Source organism: Microbispora sp. CA-135349 (genome assembly GCF_050947365.1).
GTDB lineage: Bacteria > Actinomycetota > Actinomycetes > Streptosporangiales > Streptosporangiaceae > Microbispora.
The window spans coordinates 1872239-1892544 of the sequence record NZ_CP192001.1 but is presented as its reverse complement, the minus strand read 5'-3'; the positions used below and the strand labels follow the sequence as shown (position 1 = coordinate 1892544).

The following is a 20306-nucleotide window of genomic DNA, read 5'->3' as shown; positions in this document are numbered from 1 at the left end:
AGGATGCAGTCGGCGACCTGCTCCGCCGTCATGACCGGGGCGCCGGGGCGGCCGCCGCGGTTGTCCCCAGAAGGGGGTGTCCACCATGCCGGGCGCCCACGGCCTGCACGACCAGGGCCGGGCCGAGGACGTTGGTGAGGACCATCGAGCGCATGTTCTCGGGTGAGTGGTCGGCGAGCGTGCCCGGCAACGAGAAACCGGCGTTGACGACGACGTTGTCCAGCCGTCCGAAGGTCTCCATGGTGAGGTCCACTGCCTGACGGACGTGCCCGGCGTCGGCCGTGTCACCGGCCACGGTCAGAAGCCGGTCGGCGCCGGCGCCGGCCGACCGGGCGAAGCCGGCGAGCCGCTCGGCCCTGCGGGCGGTGGCGGTGACCCGGTGGCCCCGCTTGAGCAGGCGCCGGGCGGTCTCGGCGCCGATGCCGGTCGACCCTCCGGTGATCAGAGTCACGGGTTCCATGGGTGAGCCTCCTCGTTGATCGCGGGCATCGGTTCGCCGCCGGGATTCCAGGCGTCGATGAACGCGGGCTGTTGGGCGAGCGCGACCACCTCCACGCGGCCACCGATGCTCGTCACACGGTGATAGGCGAAGGGGCGGCCGAAAGGGCATCCGGAGAACTCCTCGGGGAAGCCGGCGGCGGCGAGGCGCTCGCCGGCGGCCCGGACGTCGGAGGTCCACCAGCCCAGGTGGTGGAAGGCGGGCTCCGCGGTGTCGCCCCACGGTCCGCCCGGAGCGGCCTCGATGAGCTCGATGAACGGCGGGCCGCCGGCGGTGAAGACGATGCGGTAGTCCCACTCGCCGACCGCACCGGCTCGCTCCATCGCAGGGCCGCGGCGGCGGTCAGGTCCCGCATGGCCGTCTCCAGGTCGGGGACGGTGAAGCACACGTGATAAAAGCCGGTCATGTGCCACCACTCTCCTGTTCTGCGCGTTCCGCCCCGGCGGCGGGAACCGGCGGCTGATCAGCGCGACCGGCGTCCTCGGGTGAGAGTGGGAACGGCCACGGGTGTCGCCTCTTCCAAAAGCAGCGGTGCTGCGCCCCTGGGCGCCACGGCGCCGGAGCCGTGCTGAAACCCTCACATGCCCGACTCGCGAGGTTCAAATAAGCAGCCATAAGGAGGGGCATCAGAGTTTTTGGGCCCCACCGCTTTTATGACGGGCCCAGCCATTCCCGGGGGCTACCAGGTCCTGGACCGCTCGACGAGCAACCGGTGCAGTGACGCCAGCCGGGGATCGGTCAATGTGCCGGAGCGGACGGCGAGATAGAAGGTGTTGATCGGCGGGATCTCGGGCTCGAGAAGGAGCACCAGGGCCCCTGCGGCGACCTCCTCGGCGCACAGGTAGGTCGGTACGACGGACATCCCCGCCCCCGCGACCACAGCCGAGATCACGGCACGCAGATCGGGGACCACCACCGACGGAGAGTGCGGCGCCGGGGCCTCGATAGACAGGCAACTACTTTGCGAGCCTAAGTTTCCGTGCGCCCGCTTCAAACCGACGTGGGCAGCGGCCCACCGTGCCAGGTCACGGCGTCGGCCAAGGCGGCGAGGAGATCCACCTCGCCGCCTGCGGCCTCGGCGTAGGCGCGGTGCAGATTGAGCACCAGGCGCTCGGCGTCCGCCCATCCGGCGAACTCGCCCAGGTCGGCCGCCTGAGCGGCGGCCAGCGGGGTGAGCCCGTGCTCACGTCCCGCCCGGGCGACGTCGAGGACGAAGCGGTAGTACCGCTCGTGCGCGGCCAGGACCTCCGGCAGCTCGGAGGCGGTGGCGAGCGCCCCGTGTCCCGGCACGACGTGCTCGGGTTCGAAGGCCGCCAGCCAGTCCAGCGACCGCAACGCGCCCTCGATCGATCCCATCAGCACCAGCGGCGTGAGCCCGTTGAACAGCAGGTCTCCGGCGAACAGCACCCGTTCGCCGGGAAGCCACGCCACCACGTCCCCGGACGTGTGGGCGGCGTGGCCGGGGTGCCGCAACTCGACGCGGCGCGCCCCGAGATGGACGGTCAGCTCGGAGGTGAACACCACCGACGGCGGGCGGCGCGTCACGTGCCCCCAGTCGGGCACCGGCGTCCACGCCGGCGGGCAGCCGTCGATGATCGGATCGGCCAGCAACGCCTCTCTCATCGCCGCGTGCCCGAATACGACCGTGTCACCCGGGAGCAGGCTGTTGCCGTAGCAGTGGTCCCCGTGCTGGTGGGTGTTCACCGCCATCCGGACCGGGGCGCCGCCGGTCGCCTCGGCCACCGCGTCGAGAAACCGCCGGGTGCGCGCCTCGGTCGCGCAGGTGTCCACGATCAGGACGCCGCCCTCACCTGCCACGGCTCCGGCGTTGTTCACCCACCAGGTGCCGTCCGGCTGCACCCAGGCGAAGATCCCCGGCCCCACCTCGTGCAACCCTGCATCTTGCACCCCTGCCCCGTCGGCCCGCTCCACCACGCTCACGATTCCTCTCACCGGCGTCCCATCCAGGGGACCCTATCGACAGCGCCACCGCGCCCGCCCGGGTCCCGGGCATGCGTCAGGTGGGATGGACCGTGCAGGGACAAGGGCGGCTTTTTCGCGACAGGCCGCGCCACGCCGGACCGGCCCGCGTCAGCTCCGGCCGTACAGCGCCGGCAGGCCGATCAGGTGCACACCAGGCGAGGCAGCGCCCTGCGCGAGCGCCGCGTCGTTGAAGCCGGTGCCGCTGAAACAGACGACGCGGGTATCCGTGGTGTCGTACCGGCCGGACTTGGCGATCAAGTCGCGGATGTGCCGGAGACGTTCGATGTGGGCGACTCCCATCGTGTCGTTCCACTTGGCTTCGCCGATGGCCAGCAGTGGCGGCTTGCCGCCGTCGGCGATGCCGATCACGGCCACGTCCACCTCGTGACCGGTTCTCGCCTTGGGATCGTGGACGACTCCGTGACCGGCCCGGGCGGGCAGGCCGCCGAACAGGTCCGGATCGGCGTGATGGAGCGACCAGTCGCGGCAGATCTGCTCGAAGTGCGGACCTAGGACGTTGCTGACGAAGCGGCGGCGGCTGGCCTTCCATACCCGCGCGCCACTGCCCGGTCGCTCGAGCTGGTCCCAGACCGGCCGCATGATCGCGTGATAGAAGCGGATCAACGGCTCAGATGGCCTGGCCGGTTGCGCCGCCTCGGCGCTCAGTGGTCCACGGTGAGCACGATCTTGCCGATCTGGGTGCCGGACTCCATGTGCCGGTGGGCCCGCGCGACCTCCTCCAGCGGGAACAGGCGGTCCACCACCGGGCGGAAGGCTCCCGTACGCAGACCCGAGGCCACATAGGCGACGGCACGGCGCAACCGCTGCGGGTCCTTGGTGATCTCCAGCACCGTGTACGTACGCATGTTCAGCGCGGGCATGCCCAGGTCGAACCCCGGATAGGGCGTCGGCTGCCCGCTCTGCGCACCCCACAGCAACAACGTCCCACCGGGGGCGACGGCCCTGGCCAGTTCCGTCACGCCCGGCCCGGCGACGGCGTCGAAGACGTACGCGGCGCCACTGCCGCCGGTCAGCTCCAGCACTCGCCCCGCGACGTCCTCCTCGCCGGAGACGACGACCTCGGCCGCGCCCTCCTCGATCAGCCGCCGGCTCTTGGCACGGGTGCGGGTGACGGCGATCGGCGTGGCCCCGATGCGGTTGGCCGTGTGGATCGCGGCCAGGCCGACGCTGCTGGACGCCGCGGTGATCACCGCCACGTCACCCGCCCGCATCCCGTTCACCTCCGCCATGGCGCCGTAGGCCGTGAGGTAGGGCATCCACACCGCCGCACCGGTGACCGCGTCCACCCCGTCGGGACGGGACAGGAGCGCGGACGCCGGCACGATCGCCCGCTCGGCGTAGACGCCGTAGTCGTTCTGGGAGAAGAAGCCCGGCAGGACGCTGACCGCCTGGCCCTCCGCGAAACCGGCCACCTCCGGGCCGAGCGCCTCCACCACGCCGGCCGCCTCGGTGCCGAGCGTGGCGGGCAGACGCTTCACCGGCTCGATGTACCGGTCGCGCCGGAACAGGATCTCGGCCCTGTTGACGCCGATCGCCTCCACCCGGATCCGCACCTCGCCCGGCCCCGGTTCCCCCGGCTCCAGGTCGTCCAGCCGCAGCACCTCGGGCCCGCCGGTCTCGTGGAACCGCGCAGTTCTCGCCATGTCACCCTCCGCTCGTCCCGATCGCGGGTTCACTGTGCGACAGAAGTACGATTACTGTCAAACTTAGATGGCTGTCGTACTATGGGAGCCATGGGACGTACGCCGCCGCATCCAGAGGTGTCGCAGTTCGACCTCCAGCAGGTGCTGGAGGCCCTCGTCGACCCCGTACGCCGGAGCATCGTCGCGCAGCTCGACGCCTCCGGCGCGGACATCCCCTGCGGGGGTTTCGACATCCCGGTCAGCAAGTCCACCGCCACCCACCACTTCACCGTGCTGCGTGAGGCGGGCCTGATCCGGCAGTACTACGTCGGGACGTCGCGGATGAACTCGCTGCGCCGCGCCGAGATGGACGAGGCGTTCCCCGGCCTGCTCGACGCCCTCACCCGTCAGCCGGCCAGGAACGTCTGACGCTCGCGGCCCCGCCGTCGTACGCCTCCGGACGGCGCCCTCACGTGGCACGCGTCACCCGGGCGGCGGGCTTGGGCGGGGTCCCCGCCACCACGGCCGGCTTGTTGATCCGCAGGGATACGGCGAGCGCGGCGAGGGCGAGCACGCCGACGACCAGCGCGGCGTAGCCGACGCCGTGCGCGTCTCCCAGGGTGAATCCGGCGGCCCCCGCGACGCCACCGGTGCCGATGCCGATGTAGATCGTGCTCTGATGGAGGCCCAGGACGACGGGGGCGGCCCGCGGCGCCGCGGCGACGACTCTGAGCTGCTGCGGGACGTTGACCGTCCAGTGGAACAGGCCCCAGACCGCCGCGAGCGCCAGCGCCACGAGGAAGGTCGCCGACAGCAGCGCGGCCGCCGCGGCGGCCAGGACGAGCAGGGGCGCCGCGTACCCAATGGTCCTCGCGGGGCCCAGACGGTCGGCGAGGCGGCCGGTGAGGAGGTTGCCCGCGACCGCGCCGACGCCGAAGCTCAGCAACACGAAGGACGTCCTCGCGGCGTCGCCGCCGGTGGCCTCCCGCGTGATCTGGTCCACGTAGTTGTAGACGGTCCAGCTGGTGCTCAGGCACAACCAGGTCGCCATCAGGGTGGTCAGAACCGGAAGCCGGGTGAGCGGAGCGAGCCGCGCCCGCAGGGATGTGACCGCCTGTCCCGGCAGTCGCGGCAGGGCGGAGGCGACGCCTGCCGCCGCGACCACAGCGAGTGCGACGACGACCCACAGAGTCGGCCGCCATCCCGTGTGCGCGCCAAGCCAGGCCCCCAGGGGGAGGCCGGCCACGATCGCCGTGGTCAGGCCGCCGACGACGGTCGCGGTGGCCCGCCCGCTCCGTTCGGGGGGGAGCCGTCGCGCGGGCCACGGCGAGGGCGTTCGCGGTGTACATGGACGCTCCCGCCCCGGCGACGGCACGTCCGAGCATCGCCACCCAGTAGCCGGGCGCCACCGCGGTCAGGACGTTTCCGATGGCGAACACGGACAGGGCGGCCAGCAGGATGCGGCGCGGCGGCCGGTGACCGTACAGCGCGGCCAGGAGCGGACCGCACACGGCGTAGGAGAGGGCGAACGCGGTGATCAGCCACCCTGCGGTGGTACGGCTCACCGCCAGGTCGTCCGCCATCGGATCGAGGATCGGGGCGATGACGAAGGTGTCGACGCCCATCGCGAAATTGCCGAGTGCCAGGATGAGCAATCACCGAGCATTACGCCCCGCTCAGCGAGGGCAAGGAGCAGCGCGTCTTCGACTGATGCGTTCGGGACGACGGCGCATTCGGGTGAATCGCGCAAAACCGGCACCGAGTTTCGCACGTCACGGCAAGCCACGGGCCGGAAACCGCGACAGGCGAATTCCCGATGTCACCGCTCCCCCGCGCCCTCGGTCCGCTCACGCGCGGCGAGTGCACGTCCGCTTCTCCGGCACCGGAAGTGCGATGCGAACCCCGTTGTCCATCGCGTACGAACGAGGCGTGGGCAGCCTCATCTTCCGGAACACCGAGGAAGACTCCGCCGAGGCGCCGCATCGCACGGATATCAGCCTAATTAGATCAACAATGATGTTGACACCGCACGCCCGCACTACCGGCGGAAAGCCTCCGTCCGGGCGGCGCTTCTCTTGTTCTCCCGGCTTCGTTCTCATCGGACGCAGGAGAGGAAGGCACGCACGGGCAGGTGGTTCTTCGCCGTCAGCACCGCCGCGACGGCTCCACACCATAGGCGTTCCGCCGACACCGGCGGTCGTCCCGGCCTTGACTGCTCCCGGCAACACTTCGCTCCTGAGGTCACGTCTCACTCTGCCGAACGGCCGGAACTGAAAGTTTCACATTGGCCCGCCATAAGCGCATCACGTCACCCGTCGCTCCTCCACGTCGCCGGGCGACGGCCCCCGGGACCTGAGAATTCCCCGCAGCAGGGAAAACCGATCCCCTGACGCAGGGAGACTCCCGCCCAGAACATATCTGGACAACAGATGTTCATTGACGAGTCACCTGTCGTGCACCTATCGTTCGGCATGGACTTCCGAAACTTTCTTTCCAATTTTGAAAGTTTCGGACGCCTTTCCCGGAAATCCCATGAAGGACCAGGCGGCGTCCTGCCCCCGCAGCGACTCAGGAGGAACGACGGTGATGTCACAGATCGTTCTGTTCGCGATCGACATCTGCGCAGTGGTGTTGCTCGTCTTCGGGCTCTACTTCCCCCGACACCGCCGGCGCGATCTGGTCGTCTCCTATCTCGGGGTCAACATCGGCGTCCTCGCGGTGGCGAGCGCGCTGAGCACCAGCAACGTCGGCGCCGGGCTCGGGCTGGGAATGGCGTTGTTCGGCGTGCTGTCCATCATCCGTCTGCGCTCGACGGAGCTCGACCAGCACGAGGTCGCGTACTACTTCTCCGCGCTCGCCCTGGGCATCCTCGGCGCGCTGAACACCAGCTCGGTGTGGCTCAGCGCCGGTCTGATGGCACTCATCGTCGCGGTGATGTTCCTCGGCGACCACCGGCGGCTGTTCCGGCGGTACCGGCACCAGATCCTGGTGCTCGAATCCGCCTTCACCGACCATGTCGCGCTCGTCGCGCACCTGGAACAGCTCCTCGACGCCCGGGTGCACGCCGTCACCGTCCAGCGGCTCGACCTGGTCAACGAGACCACGCTGGTCGACGTCCGGTACGCGCTGACCGACCGTGCCCTCACCACCGAACCCGGCACGCCCGCCCACGCCGGAGCGCACCGATGACCACGACGCCCCTCGGCCCCACCCTGGCGCGGCTGGCTCCGGTCGGGCTCGCCGAGCTCGTCGACCGGGCCGCCTTGCAGACCAGAGTGGACCGCAAGTATCTCGTCCCGGTTGAGGCGCTGCCCCAGCTGCTTGGTCGGCTCATGCCGTACGCGCGGGTGCTGGACATCGACGGCGAGCGCACTTTCCGCTACAGGTCGGTGTATTTCGACACCCCGCAGCTGGTCAGCTTCCACTGCGCGGCCTACCGCAGGCGCCGGCGTTTCAAGGTGCGCACCCGCACCTACCTCGACTCCGCCCAATGCTGGCTGGAGGTCAAGATCAACGGCGCGCGGGGAAGCATCACCAAACACCGGCTGCCCTACGACCCGCGAAACTGCGGCACCGTGGACCCGGGGCGCGGCTTCGTCGACGAGGCACTCACCCTCGAGTCGATCGGCCCCGCCGCCGGCAGCTCCCTCGACCCGATCCTGGTGACCGAATACCACCGCGCCACCCTGCTGCTGCCGGACACCGCGAGCCGGGTCACCGTCGACACCGCACTCGCCTGGCGGCACGGCGACTCCATGCTGTGGCTGCCGGGACTGGCCGTGGTCGAGACCAAGTCCGCCTCGGCCCCGACGCCGGTCGACCGCATCCTGTGGCGGGCCGGGGTGAGGCCCGGCCGCATCTCGAAGTACGCAACCGGTCTGGCCGCTCTCCGTCCCGACCTGCCCGACGCGCCATGGCGGCGGACACTGCGCCGCCATTTCCGCAGCACCCAGTCGCCTGCCGGCCCCGCACCGGCCGTCTCCCACCGCCCCGAACAGGAGGCATCGTGCGTCTGACCCTCCGCAGCACCGGCGCCGCCGCGACCCGCCGCATCACGGGGGCCGCGGTCGCCGCCGTGCTCCTCGCGGGACTGCTCAACGCGTACCCCTCATCGGCGGGCGCCGAATCGGCGTCGACGCCCCCGTCGGCCGGCCGCGCCGCGAGCACTGCGACCACTGCGAGCACCACGACCACTGCCAGCACCACGGCCGCCGCCGCGGACGACCTGACCGGCGACATCGTCTTCTCCGTGCCGAGCGGCACCTTCCAGGGACAGGTGTCGGTGTCGCTGAGCACCGCGATCAGCGGCGCGCAGATCCGTTACACCACCGACGGAACACCGCCCACCGCGCAGTCGTCGCTCTACGCGGGCCAGCCGCTGCAGCTCACCCGCACCACCCAGCTGCGGGCACAGGCGTTCGTCGGCGGCGCCGCGTCCGGGAAGCGCGGAACGGCCGTGTACGTCGCCCGCGACACCTCCACGGCCCACGACCTGCCGGTGGTCGTGATCGACTCGTACGGCAAGGGCAAGCCCGGCCGGGAGTACCTCGACTCCGCCACCATGATCTTCGAGCCGGGCGGCGGTGCGACGACCTCGCTGGCCGCGGCTCCGGCTGTCGCCACCCGTGCCGGCATCCACCTGCGCGGACAGTCGTCGGCCTCGTTCGACAAGGCGCCGTACCGCCTCGAGTTCTGGGACAACGACAACGACGACGCCGACTACCCGGTGCTGGGAATGCCCGCCGACTCCGACTGGGTGCTGCGCGGGCCGTTCCCCGACAAGTCGCTGATCCGCGAGGCCCTCGTCTACGACCTCGGCAAGGAGATGGGGCTGCAGGCTCCCCGGTATCGGTTCGTGGAGCTGTACCTCAACACCGACACCGGCCCGGTGAGGGCCGACGACTACATGGGCGTCTACCTGCTCGCAGAGACGATCAAGAACTCGAAGAACCGCCTCGACCTCAAGAAGCTGCACGAGGACGACACGACCCTGCCGAAGATCACAGGCGGGTACATCTTCAAGTTCGAGTGGATGGCCGCCGAGGAACCGACGCTGCCGTGCAGCGGGTCGGCGAGCACCTGCTGGACCTACCTCGAAGTGGTCGACCCCTCACCGCTGCAGACCCAGCAGAAGGACTGGTTGCGGGGTTACATCCAGGAATTCCACAACGTGCTGCACTCACAGAACTTCGCCGACCCGAACACCGGCTATCGGGCGTACATCGACGTGAACTCCTTCATCGACCAGCTCATCGTCTACGAGCTGAGCCGGAACATGGACGCCAACTACCGCAGCGCCTACTTCTACAAGGACAGGGACACCAAGATCTTCGCCGGTCCGCTGTGGGACTACGACCTCACGTTCGGCGTGGGTGGATTCTTCCAGAACGACCAGACCGCGGGCTGGCAGTATCAGCAGACCCGGCAGCCGGTCGCCAACGACTGGTTCACCCAGCTCATGCGCGACCCGGCCTTCGTCGACCAGGTCGAGGCGCGCTGGCAGGCGCTGCGTCGCGGCGCGTTGTCCGACACCGCCCTGCGGAGCAGGATCGACGCTCTGGCCGGGCCGCTGGCCAACGCGGCGCAGCGCAACTTCCAGCGCTGGCCGAACCTCACGACGCGGACGATCGGCTTCTTCAACACGCCGACCGCGTCCACCTGGCAGGGCCAGGTGGACTACCTGCGGGACTGGATGCTGCGCCGCGCGGCGTGGCTGGACTCGACGGCGGGATGGGGCGGCCCGGTCACGTCGCCGAGCCCCTCCCCCAGCGCTTCGCCCAGCCCTTCGCCCAGCGTCAGCCCGAGCCCGCGGGTCAGCCCCAGTCCGAGTCCGTCGCCGTCCCCGTCCCCGTCCCCGTCCCCGTCCGGCGGGGCGACCGGCGCGTGCTCGGCGACGTTCCGGGTGGTGAACTCCTGGAACGGCGGCTTCCAGGGTGAGGTCACGGTGCGTGCGGGCAGCGCGGCGATCAACGGCTGGACCGTGAACTGGACCTGGTCCGGGGGGCAGACCATCACCCAGCTGTGGGGAGGCGTGCGTTCGGGTTCCGGCTCGAACGTGACGGTGCGCAACGAATCGTGGAACGGCTCACTCGCGGCCGGCACGACCACGACCTTCGGATTCCTCGGCAACGGCTCGGCCGCCGCCCCGGCGGCCACCTGCACCAGCCCGTGATCTGAACGACGCCGGCGGGGTCCCGTCCGATCACCGGACGGGACCGTGTCCGGTCGCACTCCGCCGTCCGGGGCCGGGCGCCGTTCGGGGGCCGGGTCCGGGTGACACGCTGAACCGGCTCACCCGCTCTCCTGGACGCGTTGGGACACCAGCGCGGACATCACCGTGAGCGGCAGTGACGGGTTGGCGGCGGCCGCCTCCACCACCTGCCAGTTGTCGTCCGCGAGCAACTCGACGACGACCTCGGGCGGCAGGGCCGGGTGGCCCGCGGCGACGGGCCTGGCCTCCGGATCCTGGAGGCACGCCGACAGCGCCCGCGCCGTCGCGTTGGGGTGGCATGCGACCTCGCGGAACACCTTTCGCACCGGCGGCCGGTGCCGCACCAGGTCCTCCAGCAGCGCCGGTGACGCGTCCGGATTCATCGCCACCCTGGCGAGGACCCGTACGCCGTGCCGGTCGACCATGGCCCGCAGCCGGGCTTCGGACAGGCCCGGGTGTGGCGCGATGGACTTGAGCACCCTGGCGTCGGCATCGGCGGCAAGCGCGTCACGGATCTCCGGCGGCAGGTCGCGCCGTTCGGCCACCAGCATGCGCGCGGCCGGATTCCGCGAAGCGGCGAGTTCTTCGATCTCGGCGGGTGAGGCGGTGGCGATCCGCGGCAGCAGGGTGGGGCCGACTCTGATGGTTTCGGCCAGGGTGGTGAGCACGTCCAGCGGCACACGCGGGTTGTGGGCGAGCCTGCGCTGCACGTCATGACCGGGGTCGGCGGCCAGCATGCGGATCAGCCGGTCGCCGATCGCGGGATTCTCCGCGAGAGTGCCGCGGATGCCGGGCTCCGGGCTGCCCGCGAGGCGTTCGTACACTTCCGGGGGCAGGTCGGTGCGCTCGGCCAGCGCCCATCGCAGCAGCGGCGAGGAATCGTCGGCGAAGCCGACCACGGCCCCGGCGGGCGTCGCCGGGTTTCTCAGCGCCTGCTGCTGCGTGTCGTGCACAGTTGACTCGTGAGTGCCGTCACACGAGGCACGAGGGTGCAGCTCGCAGTCGGGTTTTGAGCAGTACGGATCGTGGACGAACGGCGTCTCCTTCCGGTCGCAGACCAGGCACCGCCGCGCCGGGGGCATCCCTTCACCCGTGAGCAGCGCGGCCAGCACCGCCGGCGGGGTCGCCTCGTTGGCGGCCACCGCGCGGCGGACCTCGGCATGCGGGTGCTCCGCGAGCCGCGCCGCCATGTCCGAGGTCGTCCACAGGGCGAGCTCCACGACGACCCTGATCTCGGTGTCGGCGGCGAGGGTCTCCGCCACGTCGGGCGGGAGGCCGGGACAGGCCGCCAGTCGCTCCCGGCGGTCGGCGTCCGGATCCGCCGCGAACAGGCGCGCCCACTCCGGACGACCGGCCCCCTCGGTGAGCAGCGCGAAGGCGGCGCGCGGCTGCGCCACCGGATCGATGTCGGCGGCCGTCAGCAGCCCCGCTCCGCAAGCAGCGCGGCGACGTCTTCGACCCGCGAGACCAGCGCCGCCGCCTGCCCGCGGGTCAGGTCCGCACGCCCGGCCAGGTCCGCAGCGATGTCATCGTCCGCAGCCGTGATCAAGCGGTCCACCAGATCGGCCGGCAGGGCAGGATTGGCGGCGAGGCCGCACAGGACGTGATCCACAGGGGCATACTGCCCGACCAGATCACCGGGGTGTGTCTTCAAGGGTTTCAGCTCCCGCGTCGTCAGCTCCCGCGTCGTCCGCGCCTGTCCGCGGGGACGCGGCATCGGTTCCCGCCGGGCTACGCGGGACAGTCCGCTTCACCCCCGGCCTGAAGGCCGGAGCACTGCGGACGAATCCGGTAGCGGCGCTGCTCGAACATCCCGTCCACGACGCCACCGTGTTCATGGCGAGCATGTCCACCTTGCCGGTCGTGAACTCGCTGCGCTTTCCGCCTCGGTCGTCGAGAACGAGGAAGGTGCTCTTGTCGCCGTCCTCCTGTCGAACGACCAGCGGGTCGGCCGACAGCATCAGGCTCATCAGGCTGAGATCATCCATCTTGTAGTGCCATGCGGCCTTGCCGCTCTTCGGGTCGAGCACCTGCACGAAGTTGCCCGAGCCCTCGAAGCTGCAGCCGAGGAGCAGGGCCACCGGGTGGCCGCCGTGTTCACGTCCTTGATGTGGCAGCCCTGGGGAAACCGGGCCGTCCACTGCTTCGCGCCGTCCGACAGGCGCTAGCCGGACAGGACGTCGTTCGCGTACACCACGGCGACGTCGCCCGCATCCATGATCCGGGGCACCGTGAGCGAGTTGGCCAGCCGGGACTTCTCCGCCGGAATCTTGATCTTCCAGGTGATCTTTCCTGTCGCCGCGTCGACGCCGGCCAGGTGGTCGCACAGCTGGTCGCTGCCGTACGCCACGGCGCCCTTGCCGTCCGCCAGGCCGGCGGTGGCGCCGCAGAGCTGGTCGCCGGGCGAGGGGGCGCCCCAGGCACGTTTGCCCGAGGTCAGGTCGTAGGCGAGCACTCCGTCACGCTGCACCCGGATCACCGTCTTGTCGGTCAGCCAGCCCGCGAACGCGAGTCCCTGGCTGAAGTCCATGCTGTCGGCGTTGGCGAGCGGCACGGACCACTCCTTCGAGCCTCCGCCGGGTCCGGCGCCAGATCCGGCGCCGGAACTCCCGCCCGCGACGAACCAGGCGGTACCCGCCCCCACCGCCAGCAGCACGACCAGCCCGAGCGCGACGAACAGCGCAGTCCTGCCCTTGCCGCCGGACGCCTGGGGCTGTGGTGGAAGCCCCTGCGCGGGCTGCCCCGGAGCGGCATAACGTCCGGCCAGATGTCCCACGGGCCGGGGTAGTACATCGTCTTCGTCACCTCGCCACCCGTCGGCGGCGGCGCGCCCTCCACCTTGGTCACGACGAGGGGCGCCTTCGGCGACGCCTTCTCGATGGTCCAGCGGTACCACTCGGACACCGGACGCAGGTCGATCCCGGCAAACCGGTGGACGAACGCCACATCCTGGGTGAACGTCACGCCCCGCCCGAAACTGTCCTCAGCCCGGCCCTGTCGGCGCAACACCTGGTAGGACTGCTCGGCCAGCGGCATTCGCAGGTTGGCGAAGACCCGCGCCTGATCCCGCGTCAGAGCGGCGTTCTTCTTGTCGAAGATCGAGGTGAACGCCTTCGCATCGCCGGAGGTCAGCGCCGCGGTGTGCGCCTGGACCAGCTTGGCGATCTCGTCGTCCTTCACGACGACCGTGTTCGGGTCGGTGGCGGCGGCGTCCCTCGTGGTGTCGCCGCCGGTGCCGCCGCCCCGCAGGACCAGGCCCACCCCGGCGCCCACCGCGACGACGAGGACAAGGGACAGGATGCCGAGCGTCACCCACAGCCCGGTCCTGCGTGGAGGTACGGGCGGGGGTGGCGGAGGCGTATCAGCGGCCAAGAAGCGGCCACGGATCTTCACCGGGGAACACCTACGCATACTTCCGGCATGTCGTTTGACCAGGGATTTCGAGACTTACAAGCGAACGTGCGGGCCCTTCGCGGCCAATCCGCGAGGCCTACGGCCATTCGCGCGGGCCGGTTAATCCCTGACACATCGAGAATGGAACGATCCACCTGTCGGAGACGCGGAAGGCAGAGGAGAAGCGGCGCGAGGAGAGGGGTCGCCGTGGGCATGCCGGGTTCCCCTCCCGATCTCGGCCAGGGCGTGCGGCGACGCGTCGGCCGTCAAGAGGTGGTGGCCAGGTGAGCGCGAAAACCGGGCCGCATCCAGACGAACTGGACGACGCTCAAGCCGAACATCAGGACGCCCAAGGGCACGTGCAGGGCCTTCACGTGCGCGATGCCGAGCGCCACCTGCGCCAGCGTGAGCCCCAGGAACCCGGCCGCGTACAGGACGGGCCGGGGCGAGCCGCCGCCCGGCCGCCATGCCAGGGCGGCGACGGCCAGGTGCACCAGCGCCACGACGAACACCGTGTACGCCCCGGCACTGTGCAGTGCCCCACGGCCGGGTGCGGACAGCACCAGGCCCGCGGTGACCGCCTGCACGAAGACGGCCACGGTTTGCAGGCTGACCGCGGCACGTACCAACATGAGGGTGCCTTGCTTCGTCGTCGTGCGCATTGGCATGGCGAGGTCTTCCCTTCGCGATTTCAGCGGTGTCCGAGGCGTGCGCCCCGGTCTCTCAGTAGTCCGACGACACACCCGCCGGAAATGTGAGGCGACGAACCAGCCTCACAGTTCGGCGCGCTGTCTCGTCGATCTGGTGAGGGCAGTTGCGACCGAGGGAGCCGGCGACACATGACCACCCCATCCGAACCGGGGACCACCCCCACCGAGCCGGGAGACGCCCGGGTCGATCCGAGTCTGAGCGTGATCATTAGCGAGCGTCGTCAGCTGATCAATCTCGGCTACCGGCTCCTCGGCTCTCTGGCCGACGCCGAGGATGTCGTCCAGGAGACCTACGCCCGCTGGTATGCCATGTCCCGGCAGCAGCAGGAGGCCATCCACCACCCCGGGGCCTGGCTGACGAAGGTGGCCGGCCGGATCTGCCTGGACCTGCTCGGCTCGGCGCGGGCCCGGCGCGAAAGCTATGTGGGCGAGTGGATCCCCGAGCCGCTGCCCGAACCCACGGAGTGGATCACCGGAAGGCCGGGCGGCGCCACTCCCGACCCCGCCGACCGGGTCACGCTCGACGAGTCGGTCACCATGGCCTTCCTCGTCGTGCTCGAATCGATGACCCCGGCCGAGCGGGTCGCGTTCGTGCTGCACGACGTCTTCCGTTACTCCTTCGCCGAAGTCGCCGAGATCGTCGGCCGCACCCCGGCGGCCTGCCGCCAGCTGGCCTCCTCGGCCCGCCGCCGCATCCGCGCCTCACAGGTTCCCTCGGCTCCGGCGGCCCGGCAGGCCGGTCTCGTCAGGGACTTCAAGCAGGCATGGGAGACCAAGGACATCGGCACCCTCATCGGTCTCCTCGCCCCCGACGCCACGTTGATCGCCGACGGCGGGGGGCTGGTCAGCGCCGCGTTCCGTCCCATCGAGGGCGGCGAGCAGATCGCCCGTTACATGATCGCAATCGCCGACAGGGCCACCCTGACGATCCTGGAGCGTACGGTCAACGGCCAGCCCGGTCTGGTGGCTCAGCACGACGGCGTCACCGTGACGGTCGCGGCGTTCGACGTTCCCAGCGATCGCATCACGCGCATCTGGGCGGTACGCAACCCCGACAAGCTCTGGCCGTGGACGGCGAATCCGCCCCGCTAGGTCGTGTCCCGCGTCGTGATCGATACGCGGAGTGCGCCCGTGCGGCGCACGCTCCTTGATACGTGCCCGCGGTGAATGCCGAATTGTCAGTCTTGCGCGCAATACTCGCCGCTGGCGATCACGAGGATGAGGTACCCGAGACGGCGCGGTCACTTCGTCGTGTCGCTTGACGACGAGCAGGCACATCGCGGAGGTACCGGCATGAGCGCAGATCGGATGCTGACCTATGTCGGCGGCGGGTCGGCGAAGTTCTGGGAAGTGCGTCAGGACGGCACCGAGCTGCACATCCGCTATGGGCGGATGGGCGCGACCGGCCAGACGCAGGTCAAGTCGTTCGACTCCGCGGCCGCCGCCGCGGCGGCGGCCGACAAACTGGTGGCGGAGAAGTTACGCAAGGGCTACACGGAAGACGAAGCGGTCGCCGCCCCGGAGGCCACCCCGGACAACATCGGCGACGTCGATGATGAGGACCGGTTAACCATGCCGGCCGCGTGGCTGCGTGCTCTGCATCCGCGACGGGGTGGCGTGCGGGTCTCGGTGAAGAAGCTCGACGCGGCCGCGCCCAAGGAACTCGCCGCGCGGCTGGACGAGCGCCGGCAGCCGATCCTGGACATGCTGGCGAACGGTTCCGACCCGGAGATCGCTTCAGCGGGTGCGGCGTACCTGGCCGGGGAGGCCTCCGCCACACCGCTGGGCGCAGCGGCGGTCGCCGCGGTGGTGGCCGCGTGCCAGTCATGGGGTGAGAAGACGCTGCCTCTGTTCAACGAAGCCTGGCTGGTCGAACGCGGATTGGAGTTCGCGGCGGTGGCCGTGACCGAACTGTCCTCGCTGCAGTTCGATTTCTTCAAGCGCACCCCGCGGGTTCGGCGACTGGCCGACGGTGAATCCCCCAACCACTGGTTCGGCTGGTACCGGATAGAGCCCGCCACGCGGGTCCGCGCCGTTCTCGCCACAGCATCGGACGCCGAGTATGCCGAGGTCGTCGCGGCGCTGGCGGTGATCCGTGAAGGCGGGCTCCACCATCGGGTGGCGGCTTCCTATATGGCTCCCACCGAGGTCGAGTGGGTAACGGCCGACTGCGCCGAAATGGACCACGTGAATCCGCGTCTCGCCCTCACCCTGATCGCCGCGATCAGCACGCCGGAGCACGCGGCGCTCGTCGCGAGCCACCTGCCGGGCTATTCCGTGGTGAACTCCCTCGCACTGCACGCCACGGTCGTCGACGGCATGGGTGACGCGGCCGTGCCGATGTTCGCAGGATGGTTCGACAAGCTCCACGACGCGGAAAGCCGGCGACGGCTGCTGGACATGCTCGCCGAACTGCCCGGCGACGCGGCGATGCGAGCGCTCCTCGACCGGATCGAGCACAAGTACGCCCAGCCGGCGTTCCTGCGCGCGGCGGCCCGCTTCCCGCGACGGGCGATGCGGATGCTGGCCACCTCGCCTGGCAAGGTCGCCGACCTGCTGCTGCGCGCCCACATGTCGGCTCATCCCGACCTGGTGGCCGAGGTGCTCGCGACCGTCGACGACGTCGCCGCGGAGCGGATCACCACGATCGCGAGCGCCGCGACCGTCGTCACCGCTCCGGCCGCGTCCCTGCCCGAGGTGCTGGTCAGCCCGCCCTGGACCCGTCCGCGTACGGCCCGCAAGCGGGTTGTCGTGAACGACCTGGTGTGCGCCGACGAGCCGGCTGTGGTGTGGGGACCGGGCGAGCGGGACACGTGGCGCTCCGCCCGGCCAGGGGACGGTTCATGGGATCGGCCCTGGCACCAGAGCTGGGACGCGATCGCCGCCCAGATCGCCGATGGCCGGGGCACCCAATTGCACGACGAGGTCGCCCTGTTCGTCGCCGGGCCCGAGGAACTGGCCGGGCCACTGATCGAGAAGTGGCGCCCGGGTGACCAGTGGGGAGCCTCCGAATGGATGCCGAGGGTGGTCGCCAGGTTCGAGCTGGCGGCGCTGCCCGCGTTGCTGGACAGCGCCCGGCGCAGCCCCGTCGCGGTCGCTCCGGCGTTGCTCCCGTTCAGCGGTCCGCAGATCGCCGTGCTGATGGCCGAGTGGCTGGCCCGGCTGAAGTCGGTGCGTGCCACGGCGCTGGCGTGGCTGGCCCGCCACCCCGAGGCGGCCGCGCGGGCGCTGATCCCGCCGGCCCTGGGCAAGCCGGGGGTGGCCCGGCTACAGGCCGAACAGGCGCTGGCGGTGCTGGCCGCGGGCGGTGCCCGTGACGCCGTGGCGAAGGCCGCGGCGGAATACGGCCCCGCCGCCGAGGCCGCGGTCGCCGACCTGCTCGCGGCCGACCCGCTCGACGCGCTGCCCGCAAAGATGCCCGTGCTGCCCGAGTGGACGGAGGTCGCGATCGTGACACCCGTCCACCTGCGCGGCGACGCGGGTGCGCTGCCGGCCGAGGCGGTCCGCCATGTGATGACGATGCTGGCGATCTCCCGCCCCGGTGAGCCGTACGCCGGTCTCGCCCTGGTCAAGGAGGCCTGCGATGGCCGCAGCCTCGCGGACTTCGCCTGGGCGCTGTTCCAGCGCTGGCAGGCGGCCGGCTATCCGTCGAAGGAGAGCTGGGTGATGGACGCGCTGGGACTGCTCGGCGACGACGAGACCGTCCGGCGGCTGACGCCGCTGATCAAAGTCTGGCCCGGCGAGGGCGGACACGCGCGTGCGGTCGCGGGTCTGGACCTGCTCGCCGCCATCGGCTCCGAGGTCGCGTTGATGCACCTGCACGGCATCGCCGAGAAGGTCAAGTTCACCGGGCTCAGGAACCGGGCCAGGCAGAAGCTGGACGAGGTCGCCGCCCAGCTCGGCCTGACGCCGCAGGAGCTGGCCGACCGGCTGGTGCCGGACTTCGGACTGTCCGCGGACGGCAGCCTGACCCTCGACTACGGCCGCAGGCGGTTCGTCGTCGGCTTCGACGAGCAGCTCAAGCCGTACGTGGCCGACGCCGCGGGGAAGCGACTGAAGAACCTGCCCAAGCCGGGGGCGAACGACGATCCGGAGCTCGCGCCCGCCGCCTACCAGCGGTTCGCGGGGCTGAAGAAGGACGTGCGCGCCGTAGCGGGGGACACCATCCACCGGCTGGAGCAGGCCATGGTGAACCGGCGCCGCTGGAGCGGTGCGGACTTCGCGCGGCTGCTCGTCGGCCACCCGTTGCTCTGGCACATCGTGCGGCGGCTGGTGTGGGGGTTCTACGACGCTTCGGGCCGGCTCACGGGCACCCTGCGGGTGGCCGAGGACCGCAGTTTCGCCGACGTCGAGGACGACACGCTGACGTTGCCCGACGACGCCGTCGTCGGGGTGGTGCACCCGCTGGAGCTGGGTGAGGATCTGGCCGTCTGGGCCGAGGTGTTCGCCGACTACGAGATCCTGCAGCCGTTCCCGCAGCTGGGCCGGGAGACGTACGGCCCGGACGAGACGCTGCTCGCCGAGATCGAATCCGCCAAGATCCCCACCGTCAAGGTGATCGGCCTGGAACGGCGGGGCTGGCGGCGAGGCGCGCCGCAGGACGCCGGCATCCAGGGCTGGATCGAGCGGGACCTGCCCGACGGCCGGACCATGACGATCGGTCTCGACCCAGGCATCGCGATCGGCTACCTGGACTTCGCCGACGAGCAGACCCTGGTGGGGGTCACCCTCGACGGCCTCGATCCGATCACCGCGTCCGAGATCCTGCGCGACCTCCGGGAGATCACCCGATGAACGACCACGCCCAGCGGCCCCCGGCCGAGATCCGCTACGCCGACGAGCTGGCCCGGCTGCGGGACGACGACACCGACCCCCGCCCGCCGGGCTGGGCGCTGAGCCTGCGGGCCGCCCGGCGCTTCGTCCTGGGGGACGAGAGGCTGGGCATCAGCCGCAAGTTCGTTGGCGACCCCTCACTGATCGACCGATCCCTGGTGACGCTCGCGACCAACCGCGGGCTGATGCTGGTGGGTGAACCGGGCACGGCCAAGTCGCTGCTGTCCGAACTGCTCGCCGCGGCGGTGAGCGGAACCTCGACGCTCACCATCCAGGGCGGCGCGGCCACCACCGAAGACCAGATCAAATACTCGTGGAACTACGCGCTGCTGGTCGCCGAGGGCCCGTCCACCCGGTCGCTGGTGGCCGCTCCGCTGCTGCGCGGCATGGCCGAGGGCAAGGTGGTGCGCTTCGAGGAGATCACGCGGTGCCCGCTGGAGGTGCAGGACTGCCTGCTGTCGCCGCTGTCGGACCGTGTGCTCGCCGTGCCGGAGCTGACCGGTCCGGAGGCGATGGTGTTCGCCCAGGAGGGGTTCACCGTCATCGCCACCGCCAACACCCGCGACCGCGGCGTCAACGAGATGAGCGCCGCGCTCAAGCGCCGGTTCAACTTCGAGACGGTCTTCCCCATCGCCGACTTCGACACCGAGCTGCTGCTCGTGGAGGCGGAGGCCACGGCTCTCCTGAAGCGGTCGGGCGTCGGCGCGCCGCCACGGCGCGACGTGCTGGAGGTCCTGGTCACCGCGTTCCGTGAGCTGCGGGAGGGGCAGACGGCGCGCGGTGACGCCACCGACCGGCTGTCGGGGGTGATGAGCACCGCCGAGGCCGTCTCGGTCGCGCATGCCGTCGGGCTGCGCGGGTGGTTCCTGCGCGGAGAGCCCGGCGACGCCGCCGACCTGGTCTCCTGCCTGGCCGGCACGGCGGCCAAGGACAACCCGGAGGACCTGGCGAAACTCCGCAGATATCTGGAGCAGAGGCGGTCCGGAGACCAGTGGAAGGCCGTGTACGAGGCCCGTCACCTGCTGCCGGGCTGA

General features: G+C 70.7%; 20 protein-coding genes and 1 pseudogene. 7 read left to right on the top strand and 14 right to left on the bottom strand.

The genetic code is table 11. From position 1 onward, the window contains the following. Nucleotides 1-28: 28 nt before the first annotated feature. From ACQPZZ_RS09165 to ACQPZZ_RS09140, 6 genes are all read right to left on the bottom strand, one after another. Nucleotides 29-460: an SDR family oxidoreductase gene (locus tag ACQPZZ_RS09165; RefSeq protein ID WP_432930716.1), complete on the bottom strand. Its 432-nt coding sequence runs from the start codon at nt 458-460 to the stop codon at nt 29-31. Next, entirely contained in the window at nt 448-822 is a 375-nt protein-coding gene (locus ACQPZZ_RS09160) for a VOC family protein (protein ID WP_432930714.1), read from the bottom strand. Before ACQPZZ_RS09160 ends, ACQPZZ_RS09165 begins: the two co-directional genes overlap by 13 nt. 356 nt (nt 823-1178) lie before the next feature. Beyond that, nucleotides 1179-1415: a LysR substrate-binding domain-containing protein gene (locus ACQPZZ_RS09155; RefSeq protein ID WP_432930712.1), complete on the bottom strand. Its 237-nt coding sequence runs from the start codon at nt 1413-1415 to the stop codon at nt 1179-1181. A 74-nt stretch (nt 1416-1489) separates the two neighbouring features. Beyond that, complete coding sequence (locus ACQPZZ_RS09150) at nt 1490-2452, bottom strand: MBL fold metallo-hydrolase (protein WP_432930710.1); 963 nt, start codon at nt 2450-2452, stop codon at nt 1490-1492. A gap of 138 nt (nt 2453-2590) precedes the next feature. Then, nucleotides 2591-3082, bottom strand: coding sequence for a hypothetical protein (locus ACQPZZ_RS09145; protein ID WP_432930708.1), 492 nt, complete (start codon nt 3080-3082; stop codon nt 2591-2593). A 62-nt stretch (nt 3083-3144) separates the two neighbouring features. After that, nucleotides 3145-4146 carry a zinc-dependent alcohol dehydrogenase family protein gene (locus ACQPZZ_RS09140; protein WP_432930706.1) on the bottom strand — a complete coding sequence of 334 codons (1002 nt, stop codon included), beginning with the start codon at nt 4144-4146 and terminating at the stop codon, nt 3145-3147. Between the two features lie 90 nt (nt 4147-4236). Here ACQPZZ_RS09140 and ACQPZZ_RS09135 point away from each other — a divergent pair, with 90 nt between their 5' ends. Next, the gene (locus tag ACQPZZ_RS09135) at nt 4237-4554 is read left to right on the top strand and encodes an ArsR/SmtB family transcription factor (RefSeq protein WP_432930704.1); all 318 of its coding nucleotides are present in this window, start codon (nt 4237-4239) and stop codon (nt 4552-4554) included. A 40-nt stretch (nt 4555-4594) separates the two neighbouring features. Here ACQPZZ_RS09135 and ACQPZZ_RS09130 read toward each other — a convergent pair whose 3' ends face one another. Both ACQPZZ_RS09130 and ACQPZZ_RS09125 read right to left on the bottom strand, forming a co-directional pair. Continuing rightward, the gene (locus tag ACQPZZ_RS09130) at nt 4595-5500 is read right to left on the bottom strand and encodes an MFS transporter (RefSeq protein WP_432930702.1); all 906 of its coding nucleotides are present in this window, start codon (nt 5498-5500) and stop codon (nt 4595-4597) included. Continuing rightward, nucleotides 5427-5780: pseudogene (locus ACQPZZ_RS09125) on the bottom strand (MFS transporter); the annotation flags it as partial. The gene ACQPZZ_RS09130 and the pseudogene ACQPZZ_RS09125, both read right to left, overlap by 74 nt. A 931-nt stretch (nt 5781-6711) precedes the next feature. On the opposite strand from ACQPZZ_RS09125, the gene ACQPZZ_RS09120 reads away from it, so the two are divergent. Genes ACQPZZ_RS09120 through ACQPZZ_RS09110 form a run of 3 tightly spaced genes read left to right on the top strand, consistent with a single transcriptional unit; the run spans nt 6712 to nt 10297 of the window. Continuing rightward, entirely contained in the window at nt 6712-7314 is a 603-nt protein-coding gene (locus ACQPZZ_RS09120; RefSeq protein WP_432930700.1) for a DUF4956 domain-containing protein, read from the top strand. Continuing rightward, complete coding sequence (locus tag ACQPZZ_RS09115; RefSeq protein ID WP_432930698.1) at nt 7311-8141, top strand: polyphosphate polymerase domain-containing protein; 831 nt, start codon at nt 7311-7313, stop codon at nt 8139-8141. Before ACQPZZ_RS09120 ends, ACQPZZ_RS09115 begins: the two co-directional genes overlap by 4 nt. Further along, nucleotides 8132-10297 carry a CotH kinase family protein gene (locus ACQPZZ_RS09110; protein ID WP_432930696.1) on the top strand — a complete coding sequence of 722 codons (2166 nt, stop codon included), beginning with the start codon at nt 8132-8134 and terminating at the stop codon, nt 10295-10297. The genes ACQPZZ_RS09115 and ACQPZZ_RS09110 overlap by 10 nt, the downstream gene beginning before the upstream one ends. Nucleotides 10298-10416: 119 nt before the next feature. Here the strand turns inward: ACQPZZ_RS09110 and ACQPZZ_RS09105 are convergent, their stop codons facing one another. The 6 genes from ACQPZZ_RS09105 to ACQPZZ_RS09080 form a co-directional block, all read right to left on the bottom strand. Further along, nucleotides 10417-11733: a hypothetical protein gene (locus ACQPZZ_RS09105; protein ID WP_432930694.1), complete on the bottom strand. Its 1317-nt coding sequence runs from the start codon at nt 11731-11733 to the stop codon at nt 10417-10419. Nucleotides 11734-11753: 20 nt separating this feature from the next. Further along, complete coding sequence (locus ACQPZZ_RS09100) at nt 11754-11948, bottom strand: hypothetical protein (RefSeq protein WP_432930692.1); 195 nt, start codon at nt 11946-11948, stop codon at nt 11754-11756. A 22-nt stretch (nt 11949-11970) separates the two neighbouring features. Next, nucleotides 11971-12417 (bottom strand): hypothetical protein, encoded by a 447-nt coding sequence (locus tag ACQPZZ_RS09095; protein WP_432930690.1) that lies wholly within the window; start codon nt 12415-12417, stop codon nt 11971-11973. Nucleotides 12418-12500: 83 nt separating this feature from the next. Further along, the gene (locus tag ACQPZZ_RS09090; RefSeq protein WP_432930688.1) at nt 12501-12890 is read right to left on the bottom strand and encodes a PQQ-binding-like beta-propeller repeat protein; all 390 of its coding nucleotides are present in this window, start codon (nt 12888-12890) and stop codon (nt 12501-12503) included. Continuing rightward, nucleotides 12827-13648: a hypothetical protein gene (locus tag ACQPZZ_RS09085; protein WP_432930686.1), complete on the bottom strand. Its 822-nt coding sequence runs from the start codon at nt 13646-13648 to the stop codon at nt 12827-12829. Before ACQPZZ_RS09085 ends, ACQPZZ_RS09090 begins: the two co-directional genes overlap by 64 nt. 347 nt (nt 13649-13995) lie before the next feature. After that, nucleotides 13996-14361: a hypothetical protein gene (locus ACQPZZ_RS09080; protein ID WP_432930684.1), complete on the bottom strand. Its 366-nt coding sequence runs from the start codon at nt 14359-14361 to the stop codon at nt 13996-13998. Between the two features lie 207 nt (nt 14362-14568). Here ACQPZZ_RS09080 and sigJ point away from each other — a divergent pair, with 207 nt between their 5' ends. The 3 genes from sigJ (at nt 14569) to ACQPZZ_RS09065 (ending at nt 20306) form a co-directional block, all read left to right on the top strand. Continuing rightward, nucleotides 14569-15531, top strand: coding sequence for an RNA polymerase sigma factor SigJ (gene sigJ, locus ACQPZZ_RS09075; RefSeq protein WP_432930682.1), 963 nt, complete (start codon nt 14569-14571; stop codon nt 15529-15531). Nucleotides 15532-15732: 201 nt separating this feature from the next. Then, nucleotides 15733-19233 carry a WGR and DUF4132 domain-containing protein gene (locus ACQPZZ_RS09070; RefSeq protein ID WP_432930680.1) on the top strand — a complete coding sequence of 1167 codons (3501 nt, stop codon included), beginning with the start codon at nt 15733-15735 and terminating at the stop codon, nt 19231-19233. Next, nucleotides 19230-20306 carry an ATP-binding protein gene (locus ACQPZZ_RS09065; protein WP_432930678.1) on the top strand — a complete coding sequence of 359 codons (1077 nt, stop codon included), beginning with the start codon at nt 19230-19232 and terminating at the stop codon, nt 20304-20306. Before ACQPZZ_RS09070 ends, ACQPZZ_RS09065 begins: the two co-directional genes overlap by 4 nt.

Excerpts from the sequence above, each read along its gene's own strand:
- ACQPZZ_RS09135 (WP_432930704.1), top strand. The coding sequence starts at position 4,237 with ATGGGACGTACGCCGCCGCATCCAGAGGTGTCGCAGTTCGACCTCCAG.
- ACQPZZ_RS09080 (WP_432930684.1), bottom strand. The coding sequence starts at position 14,361 with ATGTTGGTACGTGCCGCGGTCAGCCTGCAAACCGTGGCCGTCTTCGTG.
- ACQPZZ_RS09115 (WP_432930698.1), top strand. The coding sequence starts at position 7,311 with ATGACCACGACGCCCCTCGGCCCCACCCTGGCGCGGCTGGCTCCGGTC.
- ACQPZZ_RS09145 (WP_432930708.1), bottom strand. The coding sequence starts at position 3,082 with ATGCGGCCGGTCTGGGACCAGCTCGAGCGACCGGGCAGTGGCGCGCGG.
- ACQPZZ_RS09160 (WP_432930714.1), bottom strand. The coding sequence starts at position 822 with ATGGAGCGAGCCGGTGCGGTCGGCGAGTGGGACTACCGCATCGTCTTC.
- ACQPZZ_RS09120 (WP_432930700.1), top strand. The coding sequence starts at position 6,712 with ATGTCACAGATCGTTCTGTTCGCGATCGACATCTGCGCAGTGGTGTTG.
- sigJ (WP_432930682.1), top strand. The coding sequence starts at position 14,569 with ATGACCACCCCATCCGAACCGGGGACCACCCCCACCGAGCCGGGAGAC.
- ACQPZZ_RS09140 (WP_432930706.1), bottom strand. The coding sequence starts at position 4,146 with ATGGCGAGAACTGCGCGGTTCCACGAGACCGGCGGGCCCGAGGTGCTG.
- ACQPZZ_RS09070 (WP_432930680.1), top strand. The coding sequence starts at position 15,733 with ATGAGCGCAGATCGGATGCTGACCTATGTCGGCGGCGGGTCGGCGAAG.
- ACQPZZ_RS09065 (WP_432930678.1), top strand. The coding sequence starts at position 19,230 with ATGAACGACCACGCCCAGCGGCCCCCGGCCGAGATCCGCTACGCCGAC.
- ACQPZZ_RS09165 (WP_432930716.1), bottom strand. The coding sequence starts at position 460 with ATGGAACCCGTGACTCTGATCACCGGAGGGTCGACCGGCATCGGCGCC.